This is a genomic window from Rhizobium sp. 862_C5_N1_2 (genome assembly GCF_051811205.1).
Lineage (GTDB): Bacteria > Pseudomonadota > Alphaproteobacteria > Rhizobiales > Rhizobiaceae > Rhizobium > Rhizobium leguminosarum.
On the sequence record NZ_JBPWPT010000001.1, the window covers coordinates 4,368,648 to 4,389,489 of the forward strand.

General features: G+C 61.2%; 17 protein-coding genes. 6 read left to right on the forward strand and 11 right to left on the reverse strand.

All coding sequences use genetic code 11. The features are described 5' to 3' along the window. Positions 1–229: 229 nt before the first annotated feature. On the forward strand, positions 230–1,408 hold the full coding sequence (locus ACD590_RS21570) for a glycosyltransferase family 4 protein (RefSeq protein WP_439003327.1): 1,179 nt from the start codon (positions 230–232) through the stop codon (positions 1,406–1,408). A gap of 227 nt (positions 1,409–1,635) precedes the next feature. On the opposite strand, the gene ACD590_RS21575 is transcribed toward ACD590_RS21570, so the two are convergent. The 9 genes from ACD590_RS21575 to epmA form a co-directional block, all read right to left on the reverse strand. Beyond that, a complete protein-coding gene (locus ACD590_RS21575) occupies positions 1,636–4,947 on the reverse strand; it encodes an oligosaccharide flippase family protein (RefSeq protein WP_131605681.1) in 3,312 nt (1,103 codons plus the stop codon). Positions 4,948–5,035: 88 nt separating this feature from the next. After that, positions 5,036–6,214, reverse strand: a complete 1,179-nt coding sequence (locus ACD590_RS21580; RefSeq protein ID WP_439003328.1) for a glycosyltransferase family 4 protein — start codon at positions 6,212–6,214, stop codon at positions 5,036–5,038. Between the two features lie 45 nt (positions 6,215–6,259). Next, a complete protein-coding gene (locus tag ACD590_RS21585; RefSeq protein WP_439003329.1) occupies positions 6,260–8,737 on the reverse strand; it encodes a glycosyl hydrolase 2 galactose-binding domain-containing protein in 2,478 nt (825 codons plus the stop codon). Positions 8,738–8,753: 16 nt separating this feature from the next. Then, positions 8,754–9,734 carry a DUF1839 family protein gene (locus ACD590_RS21590; RefSeq protein WP_439020963.1) on the reverse strand — a complete coding sequence of 327 codons (981 nt, stop codon included), beginning with the start codon at positions 9,732–9,734 and terminating at the stop codon, positions 8,754–8,756. After that, positions 9,725–10,633: an amino acid--[acyl-carrier-protein] ligase gene (locus ACD590_RS21595; RefSeq protein WP_439003331.1), complete on the reverse strand. Its 909-nt coding sequence runs from the start codon at positions 10,631–10,633 to the stop codon at positions 9,725–9,727. The genes ACD590_RS21590 and ACD590_RS21595 overlap by 10 nt, the downstream gene beginning before the upstream one ends. Before the next feature lie 5 nt (positions 10,634–10,638). Further along, positions 10,639–11,820: an acyl-CoA dehydrogenase family protein gene (locus tag ACD590_RS21600; protein WP_439003332.1), complete on the reverse strand. Its 1,182-nt coding sequence runs from the start codon at positions 11,818–11,820 to the stop codon at positions 10,639–10,641. Continuing rightward, complete coding sequence (locus ACD590_RS21605) at positions 11,820–12,071, reverse strand: acyl carrier protein (RefSeq protein WP_003543737.1); 252 nt, start codon at positions 12,069–12,071, stop codon at positions 11,820–11,822. Before ACD590_RS21605 ends, ACD590_RS21600 begins: the two co-directional genes overlap by 1 nt. Before the next feature lie 264 nt (positions 12,072–12,335). Continuing rightward, positions 12,336–13,391, reverse strand: a complete 1,056-nt coding sequence (locus ACD590_RS21610) for a lysine-2,3-aminomutase-like protein (protein WP_439003333.1) — start codon at positions 13,389–13,391, stop codon at positions 12,336–12,338. Next, positions 13,388–14,449, reverse strand: coding sequence for an EF-P lysine aminoacylase EpmA (epmA, locus tag ACD590_RS21615; RefSeq protein ID WP_439003334.1), 1,062 nt, complete (start codon positions 14,447–14,449; stop codon positions 13,388–13,390). The genes ACD590_RS21610 and epmA overlap by 4 nt, the downstream gene beginning before the upstream one ends. 148 nt (positions 14,450–14,597) lie before the next feature. Between epmA and efp the strand changes: the two genes are divergently transcribed. Further along, the gene (efp, locus tag ACD590_RS21620; RefSeq protein ID WP_018244036.1) at positions 14,598–15,167 is read left to right on the forward strand and encodes an elongation factor P; all 570 of its coding nucleotides are present in this window, start codon (positions 14,598–14,600) and stop codon (positions 15,165–15,167) included. A gap of 170 nt (positions 15,168–15,337) precedes the next feature. On the opposite strand, the gene ACD590_RS21625 is transcribed toward efp, so the two are convergent. Continuing rightward, positions 15,338–16,012 carry a GntR family transcriptional regulator gene (locus tag ACD590_RS21625; protein ID WP_018244037.1) on the reverse strand — a complete coding sequence of 225 codons (675 nt, stop codon included), beginning with the start codon at positions 16,010–16,012 and terminating at the stop codon, positions 15,338–15,340. A 145-nt stretch (positions 16,013–16,157) separates the two neighbouring features. Between ACD590_RS21625 and ACD590_RS21630 the strand changes: the two genes are divergently transcribed. The 4 genes from ACD590_RS21630 (at position 16,158) to ACD590_RS21645 (ending at position 20,047) form a co-directional block, all read left to right on the forward strand. Then, complete coding sequence (locus ACD590_RS21630) at positions 16,158–17,084, forward strand: substrate-binding periplasmic protein (protein WP_439003335.1); 927 nt, start codon at positions 16,158–16,160, stop codon at positions 17,082–17,084. Positions 17,085–17,093: 9 nt separating this feature from the next. After that, positions 17,094–17,843: an amino acid ABC transporter permease gene (locus ACD590_RS21635; RefSeq protein WP_018244039.1), complete on the forward strand. Its 750-nt coding sequence runs from the start codon at positions 17,094–17,096 to the stop codon at positions 17,841–17,843. Then, positions 17,840–18,640, forward strand: coding sequence for an amino acid ABC transporter ATP-binding protein (locus tag ACD590_RS21640; protein ID WP_018244040.1), 801 nt, complete (start codon positions 17,840–17,842; stop codon positions 18,638–18,640). Before ACD590_RS21635 ends, ACD590_RS21640 begins: the two co-directional genes overlap by 4 nt. A 210-nt stretch (positions 18,641–18,850) precedes the next feature. Then, positions 18,851–20,047 (forward strand): NAD(P)/FAD-dependent oxidoreductase, encoded by a 1,197-nt coding sequence (locus ACD590_RS21645; RefSeq protein WP_018244041.1) that lies wholly within the window; start codon positions 18,851–18,853, stop codon positions 20,045–20,047. 63 nt (positions 20,048–20,110) lie between these two features. Here the strand turns inward: ACD590_RS21645 and ACD590_RS21650 are convergent, their stop codons facing one another. Beyond that, positions 20,111–20,839 carry an SIS domain-containing protein gene (locus ACD590_RS21650; protein ID WP_439003336.1) on the reverse strand — a complete coding sequence of 243 codons (729 nt, stop codon included), beginning with the start codon at positions 20,837–20,839 and terminating at the stop codon, positions 20,111–20,113. Positions 20,840–20,842: the final 3 nt, after the last annotated feature.

Sequence of the window (20,842 nt, forward strand, 5' to 3'; positions counted from 1 at the left end):
GTGAAACGCTTTTGCCGGGAATTGCGTGAAAACAAAAGAGATAGAGCGTTTCCGTGATTCGAGAAAAACGGAAACGCTCTAAATTCCCGTCAGACACGGTTAACCCTTTTCGCGAAGATTGGCCCTCGCAAGCGGTCGCCTAAACCGCGCCTTAACGCCGGGCATATCTGGTCGTTGTTATCACGGGCCCGCATCAGCGCGGGCCGGCACGTGCAGCGATAGGTGGAAAATGTCGATCGTCGAGGCAGATAGGGTGCGCGCGAAGCCGAAGTTGGAAACAGCTCCGCTAATCGTCCATGTCGTGCGCCAATTCCTGCCCAATCGCGGCGGCTTGGAAGACGTGGTCGCCAATCTCGCCCGCCAGACCGTGCGCCGCGGTTACCGCGTGCGCGTCGTCACGCTGGATTCGCTCTTCACCGCGCCTGAAGACAAGCTGCCGCTTCGCGAAGATATCGACGGCATCGAGGTGGTGCGCATTCCCTGGTCCGGCTCCAGCCGCTATCCGCTGGCACCGCAGGTTTTCCGCCATCTCGCCGATGCCGATCTCGTCCATGTCCACGCCATCGACTTCTTCTTCGACGCGCTCGCCTGGGGCCGGCTGCTGCACGGAAAACCGATGATCGTCACCACCCATGGCGGCTTCTTCCACACGCGGAAATACGCGGCAATCAAGAAGATCTGGTTCCGGACGCTGACCCGCGCTTCAGCGATGGCCTATCGCCGCGTCGTCTGCTGCAGCGCCTCCGACCTCAAGCAGTTTTCCGAGATCGTGCCAGACAGTCTCCTGATCGAAAACGGCGCCGATATCGGCAAGTTCGCCGACACCGCATCACGCTGGGCAAAGCGCCGCATCGTCACGATCGGCCGGTTCTCCGTGAACAAGCGCATCGACCATCTGCTCGATGCGATGGCCGCGCTGAAGACCCGCGACCCGGAATGGCATCTCGACATCGTCGGCGCCGAATCCGACCTGAACCGGGCGGATGTCGAAGGCGCAATTGAACGCCGTCATCTTTCCGGCCGCGTCACCCTGCATGTGTCGCCCGACAACGACACCATCCGGCGCATCATCGCAGAATCCTCGATTTTCGCCTCCGCCTCGGAATATGAAGGTTTCGGCCTGGTGGCGCTGGAGGCGATGAGCGCCGGCCTCCTGCCGGTGCTGAACGCCAACGATGCCTTTGCGACGCTTGCCGCCCGGCATCCCGTTCTCATGCTTGCCGATTTCACGAATCCTGAGACCGCCGCCACGGCGATCGAAACGGCCTATGAAGACCTTTCGCGCCAACCGGACGTGGTGCGGGCCGGGCTTCTCGACGCCGCGCGCGGCTATTCCTGGGATATCGTCGCCGAACGCTATATCGATCTCTACAGATCGCTTGATGTCGTCGCCGCGGAAAACATCTGATCCCGCCTAAAGCGCGTCGCGATCTTTCAGATTCGCTTGCCAGACTTTAGATCTTTGCTTTCCGCATGTCTTCGGCGCAAAACCGCTGCACACTTTTGCGCGACATGCTTCAGAGCAATTCCAGGAAAAGTGCGAAGCGGTTTTCCGTCCGGAATTGCGTAAAAACAAAAGGCTAGAGCGGTCCTGCGCTTCCGTTAAAAGCTGAACCGCTTTAGCTGAAATCCCGGTCATGCTCTGGCGAGACGGATGATCTCGTCGAGCACAAATTTGCGTGATTGCGGCGGCGTCAGATTGTGGTCGGCATCCGGCAGCATCAGCAGGCGCACGTTCGGATAGCGAGAGAGCCTGGCGCCGCGCGGCCCGAAGTGGAAATAGACGTGGTCGAGCCCGACATCGCCCTCGCTGTAGATCAGCGTCAACGGCACCCTGCGCTTGCCGAACAGCGCGAAGGAGTGCCGGACCTCGCGGGCGATATGGCGCCGGTCGGGAAGCAGCTCGAGCACCGGCGCGATCCACGGCGACAGCCGGCGGCCGGCAGCGATGACGATATTCTGCAGCGCCGAAACAACATCCACCTGGCCGCGCAGCAGCCGCTTCAGCGTGTCGAGCCGCGCCAGGCGCTGGCTGTAGTCATCCAGGCTGCGGGGAACGGAGACGACATGCTCCCTGCGCACCGGCATGTCAGGATCCCAGTAATAGACGAAGGGATTGATCGACACGACAGCCTTCAAGCGCTCGTCGGCGACGCCGGCGCGGAAGGCGACATAGCCGCCGCTGCATCGGCCGGCGACCATGACCGGGCCGGCGACGACGCCTTCGAGCAGATCGAGCGCGGCGACCGCATCTCCGGTCTGCGTATCGGAATAAAGTACCTGTTCCGGTGCATCCGGCCGCGGCGGGCTGTCGCCGACATTGGCGGAATCGAAACGCAGCGACACGACGCCTTGGCGGGCGAGCTCGCGCGCCATGTCGACCGTCGTCCGTCCCCAGCCGGCATGCCGGTCATAGGCCGTCGACAGAAAGAGCACGGCATTGCCCTTGATCTCGCCGAGCGGCCGGCTGACGACGCCGACCAGATGATTATGGCTTCCGAAACGGACAGGCGTTTCCGCAAAATCATCGCCGGCAAGCAGCGGGTTGTCGATCACCGCCGGCGAATGGGCGGCGGATGTCTCTGTCGTTGTTGCCTCCAGCCACGTCGTCAGCAGCGCGACGACAGCCATCGGCGTCTTGGCAAACAGCGGATTGGTGGCGAGTTCGTCATAGCCTTCGAAGGCCTTCTGCTCGACATCGGCGCCAAGCGCTTTCAGCGCATCGGCAAAGCCGGTATCCTCGGCCTTGGCAGGACGTTCGAGGATCAGATAGCGCGAGGCTGCGAGCCCCTGCGGCGAGGCGATGTTGAGCTTGCCGAGCTCGGCAGCGATTTCCTCGGGCATGACGAGCCCGGCGATCTGCACCTTCGCGGTCTGGACATGCTCCTTGCCGAGGCCGAGATCGGCATCGATGATCTTGGACCACATGTTGAGTTCGCGCAGATAGGCCCTGCCGCTCAGCACCGGCGCCAGCATGACGAGGCTGTCGACGCCTTCGATCGAAGAACCGACGCGGTGGGCAAGCGTCGCGCCGAGGCCCTGCGCGATGAGGATGATACGGTCACAGCCGCTCAGCGACTTCAGCTTGTCAGCTGCCGCACGGATCGAGTTTTCCCAGGTTTCCAGCCTTGCCGGCAGCGCCCCGAAATCGAGCGCGTCACCGGTGCCGCGATAGTCGAAGCGCAGGCTCGGCACGCCAATATCCGAGAAATGCTCGGCCGCGACGCGGAAGAATTTGCGGCTGCACATCTCCTCGAAACCCCAGGGGCTGACGAAGAGCACGGCGGCCGAACGTTTCTTCGTGAGAGGATTCTCAGGCATGAACAGCCCGATCGTGCCGTCGAAGACGACAGGCAGGGCAGCGTTGCGTCCCGCCCCCTCGGCCGGCTCCAGCGAGAATTCGCCGGGCGCGACTTTGGCGCGGTCGGGATCGCCGGGAAGCCGCGGCGCGATGAAATTGATCGCGTGGCCAACCGGTCGCCGCAGCAGGGACGGCATCTTGTCGAGAATGGAGCGCATGACTTCGACATCCTCGCCCGGCACGGCGCGCAGCACCCGGAGCGCCGCGAAATAGGCGAATGCGCCGGCGATGATCGCGCCGACCAATCCGGCCGGACCTTGGACGAATTCCAGCACGGAAATCGCTCCGCAAGCACAGAGGACGGAGGCGAGGGTCACCTTCGTCAGGCTTGCGTAGAGACCCGAAAGCTGGGATCCGAATCCTGTCTGTCTGATCATCATCACCGACATCGCAACGAATACGAGGATGCGCACAAGTGCGGCACCCTCGGCCGCAAGCCTAGGTACGATCAGTAAACAACCCGCTACCATCAGTAGGCCACCTATCACACTGATGTTCAGGCGGGAGCGGGCCCTGTCCATCGACAGCAGGTAGAGGCTGAGGATCTGCATGAAGGTATAGGCGGGAGCGACGAGCGCAAGCAGCGCCACCACCGTCCCGCTGCGGCGGAACGCTTCGCCGAACACCACGAGCACCAGTTCGCTGGAGATCGCGGCAAGCCCGAGGCTCATCGGCAGCACGATATAGGCCATGCTGCGGGTGACGGCGGCGAAGACCTCGACCGGCAATGTCGAATCGTCGCTGCTGTGGCGCCGCTCGGAATAGTAGGGCAGCAGGCTGCCGGTCATCTGGATCGGCAATTGCAGCGCGATATTCGCGATCGACAGGCCGACGGCATAATAACCGACCATCTCCACCGACCAGAACTGCTGCAGGAAGAGCAGCTCGAGCCGGTTGAGGAAAATGGAATCGATGATGAACTGGATCGACAGGATGACGGAGGAAGAGGCGAGATATTTCAGCGAGACCCCGCACCAGTCGCGCCGTGCAAGAAGGATCGGCAGCGTGGCGAAAAACAGCACCAGCTGGCCAAGCGCATAACCGACGAGAACACCCTCGACGCCATAGAAAACGGCACCGACGGCAACGCCGGCAAGCTGCACGATCGAGACGGCGACCGTCAGCTTGAAGAAGGCGCCAAGCTTCTTTTCGCCGATCAGGTAGAATTTGACGAAGGATCCGATCGCCTGGATGAAGAACAGCACGCCGGTGACCAGAGCGACGGATGGCGCGGTGTCGGCCCAGTGCATCTTTTCGGACGTCAGGAAGAACAGCGCGTAGAGCGCCAGCAGCACGACGGTCGAGAACATCATGAAGCTGACGAGGATGGCGGCAAAGCCCCGCCGGCGACGCGCATCGAAACCCTCCGCCGAAAGTTGCGGCAACGTCTTCAGCAGTGTGATGCTGGAGCCGAGCTCGGCAATCGAGGCGCCGGTCACCACCAGCCAGAGCGAAAAGGCGACGATGCCGTTGGCTTCCGGCCCGAGCAACCGCGCGGTTATGATCGAGGAAACGAAGCCCGTCAGCAGCAGCAGCATGCCTGCCGCCGCGTTCATCACCGAGTTTGCGATAATACCCTTCGACATCTGTCCATCCGTCAGGATCGGCCTACCGCCGCATACCCGCCATCTCTAATGCGAAAATGTTAAAATAAAGCGGAGTGACGACCTCAGCTTAGCTGGCCTGCATCGCCGTCAATGTCTGAAGCGCCTTCTCGTAGCTGTTTTCCGCAAGGTAGCGCAGCAGGAACTCCCGCGCCTTCCCGGCCTTCTCTCGTGCACGCTCTGGCGCGCGGAAAATTTCCCTCAAGTACCCGGCCGCCGCCTCGGGTGAGGGGTCGGCCCAGACCGCACCCTCGAGCCCGGCAAATTCGGGATGGGTATCGACCACCGGAATGAGGGAGGAGGCAACCAGCCAGCTATTGTCGGGATCGCAGAAGTCCGCTGTGCCCGACCAGGCCGTGGAAATGACGGGCGTACGCTGCATGATCGCCTCGGCAACCGTCAGCCCGAAGCCCTCGGAACGATGCAGCGAAAGATAGGCGTCGGAACAGCGGATGAGGCCGTTGATATCGGAGTCCGACAGCCTGTCGGTGACGATCTTGATCCGGGTATTGCCCTTAACCGAAGCGACCAGTTCGCGCAGGCCTTCGTCCTTGCCGATATCGCCGCTGGCCTTCATCAACAGGAAGGCGCTGGGGCATTCGGCGGCAAATATCCGGAAGGCCTCGATGACGGCCTGCGGATTCTTCCGGTTGATCGAGGAGCCGGCGCTGAAGATGAAGCTGACGAGAAAGGCGTCTTCCTCAATGCCGAATTTCTGGCGCATGCCTTCGGTCGCCGGCTTCTCGGTAACGGGATGCGGAACGACGATGACGGGCGCCGTGGTGAGCGGCGCAATCGCCCGCCTGGTGAATTCCGACGGCACGAAGACGGCATTCATGTAATGCATCGCATTGCGCCACTCCGCCGGCACGACTTCGAGCTCCCAGGCGAAATAGCCGATGTTGAAAGCGCGGCTGAAATTCGCAACGCCCTTCTTCAGGATGGCGCGCGGCAGCATCGGCGGATTAAGATGCCAGATCCGGCTTCCCGCCGGTTCGGTGGAAAGATGCGACGGCGTCCATCCGGCGAAGGAATTCTCGTCAGGATGCGTGCTGACGTCGGAGAGTGAAATCGCCAGCCCCGCCTCCGACAATGCGTCGGCGCAGAGCCTTGCCGATTCGCCGACACCGACCGCCATCGAGAGATAACCGACGACTTCCACCGGCCTGCGTGGGTTGAAGGCAACACGCGACCGCGGGATCAGCCGCTGCAGGACATGGGCGCGCAGAAGGCGGTATATCGTTCTCAAATCACGGTCTTTCCCAATGGATCGGCATCATTCTTCGCAGGGGCATCAGCCCTCGATTGCGACGCGATGCGAACTGCCTAGACTTCTGATCTCTCCCGCAGGCGGAGTATCGCTTTGCGCGCCGGACAGCGGGTGGAGTTTCACCCGCCGCATCGCGCCGGGGGCAAGGTGGAACCAGTCGTCGTCGGCCCGATAGCCCTCGACGTCGATATGCACCGATTGCGCCAGCCGGTCGGTCCTGAGATCGACGAACCAGTCGTCGTCTCTGCCGAATGATGCTTCGATCCCTGCGTCATGCAGCGCCCTCCCCCGTCCGCAGGGGAAGTGGAAGCTCTCGGCGAGAATGGCGCCGTCTACCAGCGAGCGCAGGCGTGCGACGCTTGCATCATGCGCCGGCGGTCCGAAACGGAAGGCATAGGTCGCATCGAAGAAGGCGCCGAACAGCGCGGTGCAGGCAAGGCGCTCCGTGTCCCTTGCCGCCAGCTTGAAGGCCCTGCTGCCGCTGACGACCTGCTGTTTTCCGTCGCGCAGGCAGACGACCTCGAGCTCGACGTCGAGCGCGGTATCCGTCTCGTTGACGACATGCACGTCGAGACCGTTCGTTCCCTCGTCGGTGAAGATTGCCTGAACCGGCCGGAAGGCACGGCGCATCGCATACCAGACGGGCTTCGGCTCTCCGGTGGAATCGATCACCCCCCAGCCGGGGCCGGGCAGCAGGTCCTGCAGCGTCCAGACAAGCGCGCCATTGCAGGCCGAGCCTTTGCGCCGCCATTCGGCAAAAGTCTCTTCGATCACCTCGCCGGTGACGGCGCGGGAGAGATCGAGATAGCGTTCCGGATCTTCGCGGCGCAGCTGGGCCGGATCGAAACCGTAGAGAAGCTGCAGGTAAAAGTCGCGGACATCCTCGAAATCCCACGATGCGCTGCGGTCGCGGGGCACGCGAGCCTTCCATAGCGGGCTGTGGACGGCGGGCACGTCGAGATGACGTTGCAGCGTCCTCTGCTGCGGCACATGCGCGAAGGCGAGGCTTTCGGAGGCAAAACGCACATCGGCGCGGCGCGCATCGGCAATCGGCCGCATATAGGCGCCGACGCCGTAATAATGGGCGATACCGGCATTCGGCGAAAAGGGCATCGCTCCGCCATAGGGCGAGTTCGGGACATAGGGCACATCGGGGCGCATGCGCGCGACGACCGCCGGGATGATTTCATCGGTGACCGGTCCGCTCCAGAATTCCGCCGGCAGACCGAGCATTGCCGCCTGCTGGTGGATTTCGCTGCCGCCGCAGAGCACGGCCAGCGAAGGCGACGCCTGCACGCCGTGCAGAAATTCCTCGACCTCCGCATGCACGTGACCGAGAAAAGCCTTGTCGTTGCGCGGATAATCGAAATTGGCGAACATGAAATCCTGCCAGACGAGCAGACCGAGCTCGTCGCAGAGCGCGAAGAAATCAGGCGTTTCGTAGGCCATGGTGCCGCCGATGCGGATCATGTTCATGCCGGCTCCGGCGGCAAGCCGCAGGAACGGCTCATAATCCGCCCGCCCGCCCGGTAATCGCGCGATATCGGCCGTCGTCCACACGGCGCCACGGCAGAAGATGCGTTCGCCGTTGACGAGGAGCGCGAAGTCATCGCCATCTGCACCGCGGTCGACGTCGATGCGCCGGAAGCCGGTCCTGCCGAGCGGATATTCCACCCCGTCGGAAACCAGCGTCAGCTCATAGAGACGCGCAGCGCCATGCGTATGCGGCCACCAGGGCTCGATATCGGAAAGCTTGAGGATAGCCGAGTAATGACTGTCGCCGACCTTCTCGAAGGGCTGCTCCATCCCGCCGCAGCGCAGCAACATTGAGGGATTCTCGGCATTGCTATGCAGGGACACGCTGAGACGGCCGACACCACTCTCCTCGAATACGGCGCGGATGGAGACATTGTCGATCGAGACGGGATTGCGCCGCACCATCGAAATCGGCCGCCATGGCCCGACGGCATGGATATCGGGGCACCAGCCCGGCATATGACCGAGCAGCGTCGTGCGGAAATTCTTCAAGCCCGCCGGCGTGATCATCTGCGGCCGCCAGCGCGCACGGGGCCCCGGCTCCGACAGGCGGGGACCGAGCGCCCGGAAGCACAAAGCCAGTTCATCGCCGCCCGAAAGCGTCACCGGAATCTCATGCGCCGTGAACATGCTCTCGGAAAACAGGATTTCCTGGCCGTTCAGGAAGACATGGCAGAGCGTCGCCAGTCCTTCGAAACGCAGGATCGCGTCGCCGGGCTCGGCATCGAAAAGCCGGCAGAGATACCAGGCATCCCGTGTGTTCAGCGGCTCGGGATTTTCCCGGTCGAAGAGCCCGGCTTTTTCAAGCGCGGCGGCGACGGTGCCGGGAACCGGTGCTGGAATCAACTGCGCCGAGAGCGGGATGTCGTGCGGCACGGCGCAGGCGCCCGGCTCCGTCAGGATCAGGTTCCAGCCTTCGGAAAGTAGACTTTCCTCGGCACCGATGCTCGCCAAACGCCCCCGCATGGTCAGATCTCCGGCCTCAGATTCGCCCCGCAAGCGACGCCATCATGGAATCCCATGCATCGGCGGCCGGATCAAGAGCTGCCTGCAACGGCTCGAACTTCTTGCGGGTGACAGCGCGGGCAAGCTGGAACTGCACCGATTTCGCCACCTCCGAAATGCGCCTGGCATGCTCGGCGGCAGCCGCAAATTCACCAGGGGAGAGCCAGGTGAGATGATCGGCCGCCAGCTCGAAATTGGCGCCGACCTGGCGAAGCGTGTTGAAGGCGTATTTATGGAAGAAGCCGAACGGCCGTTCCGCCACCGCCTCGACCTGTTGCGGAAAGATGCTTGCAAAGGCGCGGATCGGGTTTTCGCGGGGACGCCTGATGAAGTGAAAGCCGGCCAGCCGCCGCGCGGTCGATCGCAGATGCTCTTCATCAGCCGGTCTTTCCGGGAATCGGGCAAATTCCGTGTAGGGCAGGAACGGCGGGTCGTTTTCCGTCAGCTGCAGCTGGAACAGACCGTCGAAATCCTCGCCTTCGAGACGGAAATAACCGGCATTGTGGAAATAATCGACGCGCTTTGCCGCAACATCCAGCCGGTTGATCGCAACCGTCGTCTTGCCATGCTCCTGCCGGTAGGCGGTGCCGCGCGTATCCGGCATGTAGAAGGAATCCATTTCGATCAGGCAGAGACGGCCCCGCGCGATCTGAAGCTCGACATGGCGTTCGACACGGTCGTAGATGGCAAGCTCGGTCGCACGAATGCCGTAAAGCGCTTCGAGATCCTCGAGTGGCACCTTGAAGAAGGTAAACTGGTCGCCCTCGAAATCCTGCGTCAGGGTAAAACCCAGCATCGCCTCTGGCGCAACGCCTGATGTCGCCAGAACCTCGATCCAGAGATCGACATAGCAATTGGTTTCCGGCCAGGCGCGCTCGCCGGAATGCAGCGCATGCGCCCGATGGGTTTCCGGGTCGATTCCCGAAAATACCGATGTCATCGATTTGCTCAGCCCCACAACGCTTTCCGTACGCTGGTCGGCCATTGCTTCACATCGAGCCCGTGATGATGGAAGAGGGCAAGGGCGATGCGCTCCAGTCCGAAGCCGACGCAGGCGGTGTGCGCGACACTGCCGTCTTCGAGATTGAGACCCCATTTCGTGCCGAAGGCATCCTGATGGTAGTTGAAGCTCATGCAGGCGGTCGGATTGGCAGCCGAGGTAATCGGGATCAGCAGCTCGAACTTCAGGTTCTGGTCGCGCTGATTATTGGCGAGCATCTTGCCGGCGCGGCCGAAGAACGGATCGTTGGCGACGTCGATCGTCACCTCGAGACCGACGGCCTTCATCATCTCGACGCCACGATCCATCCAGCGCTGGCGGAAATCGGTGACGTGCAGCTCGGTGCCCATGCAGACATATTCACGCATGCGGAACAGCTGCTGGCGGGCCGGGTCCTTCGACGGCTCATGGCGGAAGCAATAGGATTGCAGGTCGAAGAGGCCGCCCGACTTCGGCAGGTTGCCGCGTTTGGCGATCGTCGGATAGAGCGGATAGCAGGCAGCCGGCGTCAGCACGATGTCGGTCGCCTCCTGCCCCTTGGTCCAGTCCTCGCCGACTTCCATGCATTGCAGCAGGCTGACATGATCAAGCTCGCTGCCGCAGAAGCTGTGCACCGTGCCGGCGAGCTGCGGAAAGCTCTTCATGTAGCCGCTCTTTTCGAAGAAGGCGCGGTTCATGCCGGGCGGAAAGCGCATGGCCTCCGCACCATCGGCGCCGCCGAACGTGTCGATCAGGCGCTCGAAGGCAGCGATCACGTCTTCGAACTGGCCGCTACGGCCGTAGAGCCCGTCGATGCCGGTATCGATCAGCAGGCCGGATTCGAAAAGCCGGTCCAGAAACGAGGTCTGCATATCCATGACTGTCACCCCAGTAGGCTAGTGTCCTGCTTATGGACGAGAAGCATGCTCGACGTGTTGCCGAGGATGCGGTCATTCGAGATCATGAGCTGTGCGGAATGCGCGTCGCGCAGATGGCGTCCGAGGCTGAAGGGCGTGCCGTTCTTGTAGCCCATGATGCCGCAGATCAGCATCGCATGGTTGACGATCTCCAGGATCGTCTCGGACGAGGCGATTTTGACGTTGTTCATCGCCACCGCAAATCCCATCGAAGAGAGCCTGTCGGCATCGGCCTTGGCATCTTCATAGGCCTTGAGGCCGGCAACCACGTTGGATTTCACCATCTGCAGCAGGTTCGAAACCTCGGCAAGGCGCAGCGCGCCCGGCGGCTGGGCGTCCGGCGCCTTGCGGGCAGCGGCGCGCACGAAAGCCTGGGCGCGCACAACGGCATCGACGGCGATGCCGTACCAGACGCCGCTCCACAAGAGGTGCGAGGAGGCAAGCATGGATTGCGCCGCGATCTCCGCGAAAGGCTTCGGCAGGATCTGATGCGCCGGCGCTTCGCCCTTGAACAGGAAGCCGTCGGAGCAGGTTCCGCGCATGCCGAGCGTATTCCAGACATGCGTTTTCTCGAGCGTGTATTGGTCCTTGAGGAAGGCCGTCAGCACCTGATCGGAAGAGGCCGCCTGCGCGTGGGCACGCGAGGTGATGAGAATGGCGTCGGCATGCGAGCCATAGGAAATGACGGTCGCATCCTTTTCGAGACGGCACGTGTCGCCATCGACCTCGACCGCACAGATGCTGTTGCGCAGGTTTCCGCCGATACCGCCTTCGGTGGTGGCGGATGCGATCAGCAACTGCTCGGCGGCGATGCGGCGCATGAAACCGCGATGCCATTCGCTGTCGGCGCCGTGTTCAACGAGGCTCGACAGCTTGATGTGGTGCATGGCGAAGACCATGGCGCTCGCGGCGCAAACCTGGCCGAGCAGCGAGCACAATTCGGCGATCTCGGTGATCGAGGCGGATTCGCCGCCGAAATGGCGCGGCACCTGGATGCCGAGCAGCCTTTCGGCCTTCATCGCATTGACGGCTTCCCGGGGGAAACGGGCTTCAGCATCAACGGTATCCGCGTGTTTCGCAGCGATTTCGGCGACGCGGGCCACCCTTGCGACAAGACCGTCCTGCATGATCTTGACGGGGAAATTCATCAGGCGACCTTCCGGCTGTCCCGGATGAGATCGACTGTCCTGGCGATGGCCGAGATGCTCGCGAAGGATTTGCGGTTCAGGAGATTGTCGGGAAATTCGATGTCGAAGGCCTCTTCGAGGCCAAGCATCAACTGCACAGAAGCAAAGGACGTCAAACCTGCCGCATAAAGATCGGCGTCGTCGGCGACCTGGTCGATCGACCCAGGAAGCTTGCCGAATTTGGCTACGAGGTCGCGGATTGCCTTATTCATCCCATCACTCCAAGATTCTCATGATCCCGAACCGGCGTTCATCGCCTTGTCATGAGCGTTCTTTTAGTGCGGAAAACAGAACATTCCGCTAATTAATTGAGTTAAATATGACTAAGGCTCATAGTTAGGATTTTAGCGATCCTTTCCGCACTATCGTAAACAACCATTTTATATCAGTGACTTATGATAATTTCGACGCTGCGACACACTCTAGCGTCTGAAGTGGCGAGTACAGAAATGACACGCAAAACGCCGACTTTTGTCTCAATCAACGGGCGGAGGATAGGAATGCTCGCCACCGCGATAATCGGTGACGGAATAACATCCGTCGCCGGTCGCCCGGATCGCGCTCCCACTGACGACGGCCTTGCCGTGACCGCCTGGGATATCGAGGATGTAGGCCGGCTGGCAGAGACCGGAAATCCGCCCGCGCAGCGCCGCGACGATCTCCTGCCCCTCTTCGATCGTCACTCTGAAATGGCCGGTGCCAGGCGCCAGATCTGGATGATGCAGGTAGTAGGGTTTGACGCGGATTTCGACGAAAGCCTTCATCAACTCCGCAAGCACGGCGGGATCGTCGTTGACACCCTTGAGCAGCACCGACTGGCTGACCATGCCGATGCCGGCATCGGCGAGGCGGGCGCAGGCGGCCCGCGCTTCCGGCGTCAGTTCTCTCACATGATTGGCGTGCAGCGCCACATAAACCGTCTTGCCGCTTGCCCTCAGCGCGTCGATCAGCGCCGCATCGATCTTTTCGGGATCGACGACCGGAACGCGGGTGTGGAAACGCACGATCTTCACATGCGCGATCCCGGCAAGCGTCTCCATGATCTCGTGGAGCCGGCGCGGCGAAAGCACCAGCGGATCGCCGCCGGTGAGGATGACTTCCCAGATCTCCTCGTGACCGCGGATATAATCGAAAGCGGCCTGCATCGCTGCCGCATCGAGCGTGCCGAGGCCCTGCGGCCCGACCATTTCGCGCCGGAAGCAGAAGCGGCAATAGACCGGGCAGACATGCACGGCCTTGAGCAACACACGATCGGGATAGCGGTGAACGATGCCTTCGACGGGGCTGTGGGCATGATCGCCGATCGGATCGGCGCGTTCTTCGCGGGCGACAGTGAGTTCGGCTGCATCAGGCACGAATTGCCGAGCGATCGGATCACTGGGATCGGTGCGGTCGATGAGCTTGCTGATCGCTGGCGTCAGCGCAATCGCGTAACGCGCGGCAACCTCCTCGAGACTTGCGCGATCGGCAGGCGCGACCAGCCCTGCCTTTACAAGATCATCGACGCTCTTGATCGGTTTGACGGCATTCATCTTCCGTACTCCGCAACCGGCGCCCAGAGCACCTGGTCGATGCGTGATGCTCCCGTTGCCAGCATCACCAGCCGGTCGAAGCCGAGCGCGATGCCGCTTGCCTCAGGCATCAGCGCCACTGCGGCAAGGAAATCCTCGTCGATCGGATAGGTCTCGCCGTAGATCCGTGCCTTCTCGGTCATCTCGATCTCGAACCGTCGCCGTTGTTCGGCAGCGTTGGTCAGTTCGCCGAAGCCGTTCGCCAGCTCGACGCCGCATGCATAGAGCTCGAAACGCTCGGCAACCCTGGGGTCGCGTGCCGAGGGACGCGCAAGTGCTGCCTCCGAGATCGGATATTCGTCGAGGATGGTGATACGGCCGAAGCCGAGATACGGCTCGATCTTTTCGACCAGCACCCGGCTGAAGAGATCGGCCCAGCCGTCGTCATCGGCAACACGCATGCCGACGCGCCTGAGCTCGGCCGCCAGATGGTCGCGATCGGTCGAACCGTCGGCGGCGACCGAGGCGAGAAGATCGATGCCGGCATGACGCTCAAACGCTTCGGCAACGCCGATTCGCTCCGGCCCGGCAAAGGGATCGCTCTCGGCGCCGCGATAGGCAAGCTTCCCGGTCTTCACCGTTTCGGCTGCAAGCGCCAGGATCCGCACGCAATCCATCATCAGGCTCTCGTAGCTTTCGCCGGCCCGATACCATTCGAGCATGGTGAATTCGGGATGGTGCAGCGGCCCGCGCTCGCGGTTGCGATAGACATGGGCAAAACACGAGATGCGCTCCTCGCCCGCCGCAAGCAGCTTCTTGCAGGCGAATTCCGGCGAGGTGTGCAGGTAGAATGGCGCCTTTTGCCCATCCGTCGTCAGTGCTTCCGTGGCGAAGGCATGCAGATGTGCCTCGTTGCCGGGCGAGACCTGCAGCACAGCCGTATCCACCTCGACGAAATCCTCGCGCGCGAAAAACCCGCGCAACGCCGCCTGGATCGCATTGCGCCCGATCAGGAACGGACGGCGGTCGGCATGCGCGGACGGGGTCCACCAGGGGGACGCTTTCGCCGAAGAGTTCATTCCAAGCTTTCTTCGCCGGAGAAGCCGGTATAGGGGGTGGCTATTTCCCGGATTTTAGGTTAGTTGCGCCCCAAAGAAAAACATTTGCGTCTTCGGAGCGTCTCGGCAGTCATCTACGACGCCGAAAGCCGAGTTACAAGGAAGTCTTATGGTCAAGGTCATCGCCTCTTCGGTCCGCAAGGGCAACGTTCTCGATGTCGACGGCAAGCTTTACGTCGTTCTCACCGCCCAGAACTTTCATCCGGGCAAGGGCACACCGGTCACCCAGGTCGACATGCGCCGCATCGTCGACGGCGTGAAGGTTTCCGAGCGTTGGCGCACCACCGAACAGGTCGAGCGCGCCTTCGTCGAGGACGTGAACCATCAATTCCTCTACGAGGACGGCGAAGGCTTTCACTTCATGAACCCTGGAAACTACGATCAGGTCGTCGTCGATGTCGACACGATGGGGGACGACAAAGCTTATCTGCAGGAAGGCATGACCTGCGTTCTGTCAATGCATGAAGGCATTGCGCTGGCGATCCAGATGCCGCGCCACGTCACGCTCGAAATCATGGAGACGGAACCGGTCGTCAAGGGCCAGACGGCATCGTCCTCCTACAAGCCGGCCATGCTGTCGAACGGCGTCCGCACCCTGGTGCCCCCGCACATCAATGCCGGCACCCGCGTCGTCATCGCCACGGAAGACAATTCCTACGTCGAACGCGCCAAGGACTGATCCTGGTTTTCATCCGTTCAGGAGGCCGGCTCACACTGGCCTCTTGAGATGTGGAATTCAGGCAGGTGTCGATGCCGAGTCCACTCGCAGCACGAGATCGTTTCGGACGGCTCATTCTGCAGGAAATATCTTAGTTCAGCTGAAGCTGCATCCAATCCCCAGATCCGAATTCAGATTACCTTCCGGACCTCGCTCTCAAAGCTCATGACATGAGCCATCGCGATCTTTTCGGCCTCATCTGCGTCACCTCTGCACACCGCCTCAAGCATGAGGACCTGATCATGCAAGACGTCCTCAAGGCGCGGCACCAAACTTGGAAACCGTTTCATGGCGACGTACAGAATTCTCAGCGACAGATTGTGGTAGTGATCCAGCGTATCGGACAGGAAAGGGTTTTTCGCCACTTTGTAAATGAAGCGGTGAACCCGGCGATCGAGAGCAAGTATGTCCTCCAACGCCATCGGACCGGTTGTTTGCTTGAGCTCATCGATCAGTTGCCGCGCTTCTTGCCGCTCGAACTCGCGCAGCCTTTCCGCAGCTAGTCGGGTCGCCCAGGACTCGATCCGTGCTCGCGCCTCATAAACCGCAGTAAGATCATTGATATCGATCTTGCTCACAAATGTGCCGCGCCGCGCGCTGACGACAACGAAACCATCATATTGCAGACGCTGAATCGCCTCCCGGACCGGCGTGCGCCCGACGTCCATGCGTTTCATGATTTCGGCTTCGCGCAGAAGTGTGCCCGGAGGAAGCAGCGTCGTAATGATGTCGTCGCGCAGCCGAATGTACGTCCGTTCCGCCAGTGTCGATTCCGCCGCTTCGTAATCCACTTCGAATGCCGACATATTCAGCGTTTTCCTCTCTCTGCCCGTTTCCGCATAGCTAGACGCTTTTCCGCCTAGAAAGCCGCTCAACGAATCTGCTTGACTCCATATCATGTCTGCATATTCTTAATATATCAGCAATATATAACCACAAAGAGGGGTTCTAATGAAACATGCTGAATTGACGAAAAAATCGCAGGCCAACGGGATTATTGCCTTGGCGGTCTTGGGTTTGGGGCTATTCGCGACGGCGGTGCCATCCACTGCAAACGCCGACGATCTGGAGCTGATGAAGCCGGGCACGCTCGTCGTTGCAGTGCAGCCTTACATGCCCTATACGGCGGTCAAGGGTGGAAAGCTGGTCGGTCTCGACAGCGACATCCTGACAGCCGTGGCCGATAAGCTCGGCCTCAAAATGGAAATCAACGTCACCGACTTTCCAGGCATGCTGGCTTCCGTCCAGACGCAGCGGGCTGATATAACCATTGGCGGAATTGCATGGTCCGACGCTCGCCAGAAGGTCGGCCTGTTCACGGACCCTCCGTACTATTCGCCGCCGGCCATGGCGGTGAGCGGCACGGCGAGCTTTCCGGATGTTGCGAGTCTGGAAGGCAAAAATCTCGGCACTGTGACGGGGTATGTCTGGGCGAAATCGATCGCGCAGGTCCCTAACGCATCACCACATACGTTCCCGAACGCCGAAGGTGTGTTCCAGGATATTTCTTCCGGACGTCTGGACGTTGGCTTTCTTGATCCGCTGCTGATCACCTATCAACAGCAGCAGCGCCCCGACATGAAGGTCCGCATCGAATATCTGAAGCCGCCGACAAACGAACAGGTGGCCGCACACCCCGATTACAAATATTTTCAAGCCTACATGACCGGATTCTACCTTCCCAAGCAGTCGCCGAAGCTGGCCAAGGCTGTATCCGATCAGATCGACGGCATGTACAAGGATGGATCCCTTGCGGCTTTGATCACGAAATGGGGCGGCGATCCCAAGCAGTTCCTGGTTCCATCGCCCGAGATGGCGGCACAGCGGCGCGGCGTTGACCGTCCCGCCGACTGGAACCCGCCTTCCATCGCGAAGTGAGATCGGGGCATGACGGCGCTGTCATCCTTCACCGATGTTTTCCAGGTTCCCTGGAATGACTACGTCGGAAGCATTGCCGGGGGTCTGCTCAGGACCCTCGGCTACACCGTGGCCAGCTTCATTGGCGCGACGATTCTTGGTCTTGCACTTGCGTTGATGAGGCTCAACCGGCTGCGGCTCGTCCGCGTCCCTGCAGCGTTCTATACCGAGCTCTTTAAAAACGTACCGCTTCTGGCGATCATATTCCTCACATACTTCGGCCTGCCTTCCGTAGGCATCAGGCTGGAGGTTTTCGAGGCTGGAGTGTTGAGCTTGGTGCTCTTCTACGCCGCTTACCTGTCCGAGATCTTTCGGGCCGCTATCGCCGGCGTACACCAAGGACAGCAAGAGGCGTCTCAAGCTCTCGGGCTAGGGCGCGGCAAAACGTTCACCCATGTCGTCCTGCCGCAGGCAGTGCGGCTCGCGCTTCCCGGTACGAACACAATGTTCGTCGACCTGATCAAGTCGACCTCGCTGCTTGTCACGATCTCCGCCGCCGAACTGATGACGCAGGCACAGTTGATAGCCTCGGAAACATTCCGAGCGCTTGAAGTGTATCTCGTGATCTCTACGGCCTATTTCGCTATCTGCTACCCGGTGTCACAATGTCTGCTTCTGCTGGAGCGCAAGATCCATGCGGGCGTGCCATTGTCCTTGGCCAGAAGGCGCCGGCTGAAATTAGCGAGGACCTACCTCGCCGAGGGGAAGATCTGCCCATGACGACCATCCCTGCCAAAACTCCTTTCGTGTCACGGCAGCCGGTCGGACGCCCGGCCGTCAAAATCAGCGGATTGCGCAAGTCTTTCGATGGGCGCCTGGTGCTTGACCGCGTCGATCTCGAGGTTCCCGCTGGCAAGATCGTGAGCATCATTGGCCAGAGCGGCGGAGGAAAGACCACCCTCATGCGCTGCGTCAATTTGCTTGAACGTCCCGATCAGGGAACGATCACTGTCGGCGATGAGACGCTCTTCGCCAATGGCGAGGTGACCTGCCGCAACCTTGCAAAGCTTCGGCAACGTGTCGGCATGGTGTTTCAGCGCTTCAATCTGTTCCCGCATCTGACGGCCGTGGAGAACGTCGTTCTCGCTCAGATGCATGCAGCCGGGATCGGCGAGAGAGAGGCTGTGGAACGGGCCGTGGAACTTCTGACGAGAGTAGGCCTCGCCAAACGGGCGATGGCTTATCCGGAACAGATGTCGGGCGGCGAGCAGCAGCGTGTGGCGATCGCACGCGCCCTGGCGCTAGAACCAACGGTGTTGCTGTTCGACGAGCCGACATCGGCGCTCGATCCTGAATCGACCGGGGAAGTGCTACGCGTCATGCGGGAACTTGCGGCCGACGGCATGACGATGATCCTGGTCACGCATGAGCTGCCCTTCGCGAAGGAAGTGTCCGACTGGGTCGTGTTCATCGACGGTGGTCTTATCATCGAGCAGGGAACCGCCGGAGATGTCCTTGACCGTCCAACCGAAGCACGCACGGCGGCTTATGTCGCGCGCTACGCTTCGCCAGGCTAAAGCAAGTCGCGCAAAAGTGTGCAGCGGTTTTGCGGCAACGACATGCGTAGAAATAAAGAGCTAAAGCGCAAGGAGCGAGTCTGAAAGATCGCGACGCGCCTTAGTCCTCGATTGAACCGAACCGGCCCGGCGGCGCATGGCGCCGCCGGGTTGGCGAATTCACATAACGGATCGCGGCATCACAAGGCGCCGAGGTAGATACATAATTTCATGGACAAACTAACGACAGATATCGCCGTCATCGGCGGCGGTGTGATCGGCGTGGCAACCGCGCTGCGGCTACGTGCAGACGGTCGCGATGTCGTAGTGATCGAACCTAACAAACCCGGTTCGGGAGCATCTTACGGCAATGCTGGAACGATCGCCGACTATGCAATCATTCCCGTCGGTACGCCCGCCGTCCTCAAAAACCTGGCCTCGCTGCTTCTCAATTCCGACAGCCCGCTGTCCATCCGCAAAACGGCATTGCCCACGCTGTTTCCTTGGTTGATGCGTTTTGCCTACGAATCTCTCCCGCACAGATACAGAGACAATACGAGCCGCATCGCCGACCTTCTGTCCGACGCTTCATCGGAATGGCTCGAACTCGCGGCAGAGATCGGCGCATCCGATCTTTTGAGCGCGAAGGGATGCCTCTATCTCTACCAGACGCCCGAGGCCTTCAAGGCAGCCGCTTCGGATGTCGAGCTTCGCCGAACCTATGGGATAGCGCAGCAGCTTCTCACACCCGACCAAGTGCAAAGCCTGGAGCCTCGGCTGCCGCAGGTCCATGGCGGAGGGCTTTTCTTTCCGAAAGCGATAAACTTCACCGATCCCGGCCAGGTCATGAGCGTGATGGAAGCCGCCGCCAAACGAGCGGGCGTCGAGTTCGTTCGAGACTCGGTGACGACTATTTCGCGTGAGCGGAGCGGAGTGAGGATGATGGCTTCGGCCCACGGCATCCATGCCCGAGCGGCGGTGATCGCTGCCGGCGCCCATTCCCGCGGTCTGGCTCTGCAGCTCGGAGAGCGGGTCCCCCTGGATACCGAGCGGGGTTATCATCTCGAATTCGATATGGAAACATTGCCGGTGGAACGACCGGTATGCCCGACGCATCACGGATTTTATTTTTGCCCGATGCGCGGCCGCCTGCGGGTGGCCGGCACTGTGGAACTCGGAGGCATCACCGCGCCTTCGAACCCAAGGCGCCTCGAAGTGTTGTTGGCAAACGCTCGCAGGATTTTCCCGACGCTTGGCGAACCAAGCCGCAGTTGGATGGGCTTCCGCCCTTCCATGCCCGATTCCGTTCCGGTCATCCGGCCTTCAAGAGGAGGAAGGGACGTGGTGTTTGCTTTTGGACACGGGCATATCGGTTTGACGCTGGCACCGCGGACGGCTCGGATGGTCAGCTCCATTCTTGCCGCTTGATCGCGTCAGGAGCATGTCGTGACATACGGAACTGTGAATTGCGACACCGCTTCGCTCCCATCATCAGAGATGCGGGTTGCGCGGCCGGTATTTCCGCACGAGCTTCTGGTTGATCTCGGCAGCACCCGGCATGTTGGCGCTGAGATAAATTGGCGCATCGCCGGATTTCGAAAGCTCCGAGGCGACTTCGGCAAAGATCGCATTGATGACCGTCACCCCGACCGCCGTCGAGACTGGCCCAACCCGAAGCCCCGTGCCTTCGAGATCGACAACGGCGTCACCCGGTGGCAGCCCGTTATCGAGCACCACATCGGCCACGTCGGCGAGCCGCCGGCGGCCATTGGCGATCGCTGAGGAATAGGCGATCGAAGTGATGGCAATCACCTTTGCGCCGATTTCGCGCGCATAGTCGGCGGCCTCGATCGGCGCGGCATTCACGCCCGAATTGGAGGCGATGATGATGACATCGCCCGGCTGCATGCCGTAACGCTCCAGCATTGGCCGCACCAGGCCCTGTGTGCGCTCATAGACCGAACTGATGACCGCACCCTCGTGCAGCATGGCCGAGCCGACGAGCACCGGCACGGTGAAAGCGAGCCCGCCGGCACGATAGTGCACCTCTTCCGCCAGCATATGCGAATGGCCGGTGCCAAAGACATAGACGCGCTTGTCGCCGTGGGCAGCATCGAGGATGACGGCTGCTGCCTGCGCCATCGGCTCGGCAAGCACCTTCTTCAGCTCTTCCAGCCGGCCGATCAGGTTGGAGAAATAGGCATCTGTAATGTCGGTCATCCC

Excerpts from the sequence above, each read along its gene's own strand:
- ACD590_RS21650 (WP_439003336.1), bottom strand. The coding sequence starts at position 20,839 with ATGACCGACATTACAGATGCCTATTTCTCCAACCTGATCGGCCGGCTG.
- ACD590_RS21635 (WP_018244039.1), top strand. The coding sequence starts at position 17,094 with ATGACGGCGCTGTCATCCTTCACCGATGTTTTCCAGGTTCCCTGGAAT.
- efp (WP_018244036.1), top strand. The coding sequence starts at position 14,598 with ATGGTCAAGGTCATCGCCTCTTCGGTCCGCAAGGGCAACGTTCTCGAT.
- ACD590_RS21610 (WP_439003333.1), bottom strand. The coding sequence starts at position 13,391 with ATGAATGCCGTCAAACCGATCAAGAGCGTCGATGATCTTGTAAAGGCA.
- ACD590_RS21640 (WP_018244040.1), top strand. The coding sequence starts at position 17,840 with ATGACGACCATCCCTGCCAAAACTCCTTTCGTGTCACGGCAGCCGGTC.
- ACD590_RS21595 (WP_439003331.1), bottom strand. The coding sequence starts at position 10,633 with ATGGATATGCAGACCTCGTTTCTGGACCGGCTTTTCGAATCCGGCCTG.
- ACD590_RS21570 (WP_439003327.1), top strand. The coding sequence starts at position 230 with ATGTCGATCGTCGAGGCAGATAGGGTGCGCGCGAAGCCGAAGTTGGAA.
- ACD590_RS21645 (WP_018244041.1), top strand. The coding sequence starts at position 18,851 with ATGGACAAACTAACGACAGATATCGCCGTCATCGGCGGCGGTGTGATC.
- ACD590_RS21585 (WP_439003329.1), bottom strand. The coding sequence starts at position 8,737 with ATGCGGGGGCGTTTGGCGAGCATCGGTGCCGAGGAAAGTCTACTTTCC.
- ACD590_RS21575 (WP_131605681.1), bottom strand. The coding sequence starts at position 4,947 with ATGTCGAAGGGTATTATCGCAAACTCGGTGATGAACGCGGCGGCAGGC.
- ACD590_RS21630 (WP_439003335.1), top strand. The coding sequence starts at position 16,158 with ATGAAACATGCTGAATTGACGAAAAAATCGCAGGCCAACGGGATTATT.
- epmA (WP_439003334.1), bottom strand. The coding sequence starts at position 14,449 with ATGAACTCTTCGGCGAAAGCGTCCCCCTGGTGGACCCCGTCCGCGCAT.
- ACD590_RS21600 (WP_439003332.1), bottom strand. The coding sequence starts at position 11,820 with ATGAATTTCCCCGTCAAGATCATGCAGGACGGTCTTGTCGCAAGGGTG.
- ACD590_RS21605 (WP_003543737.1), bottom strand. The coding sequence starts at position 12,071 with ATGAATAAGGCAATCCGCGACCTCGTAGCCAAATTCGGCAAGCTTCCT.
- ACD590_RS21625 (WP_018244037.1), bottom strand. The coding sequence starts at position 16,012 with ATGTCGGCATTCGAAGTGGATTACGAAGCGGCGGAATCGACACTGGCG.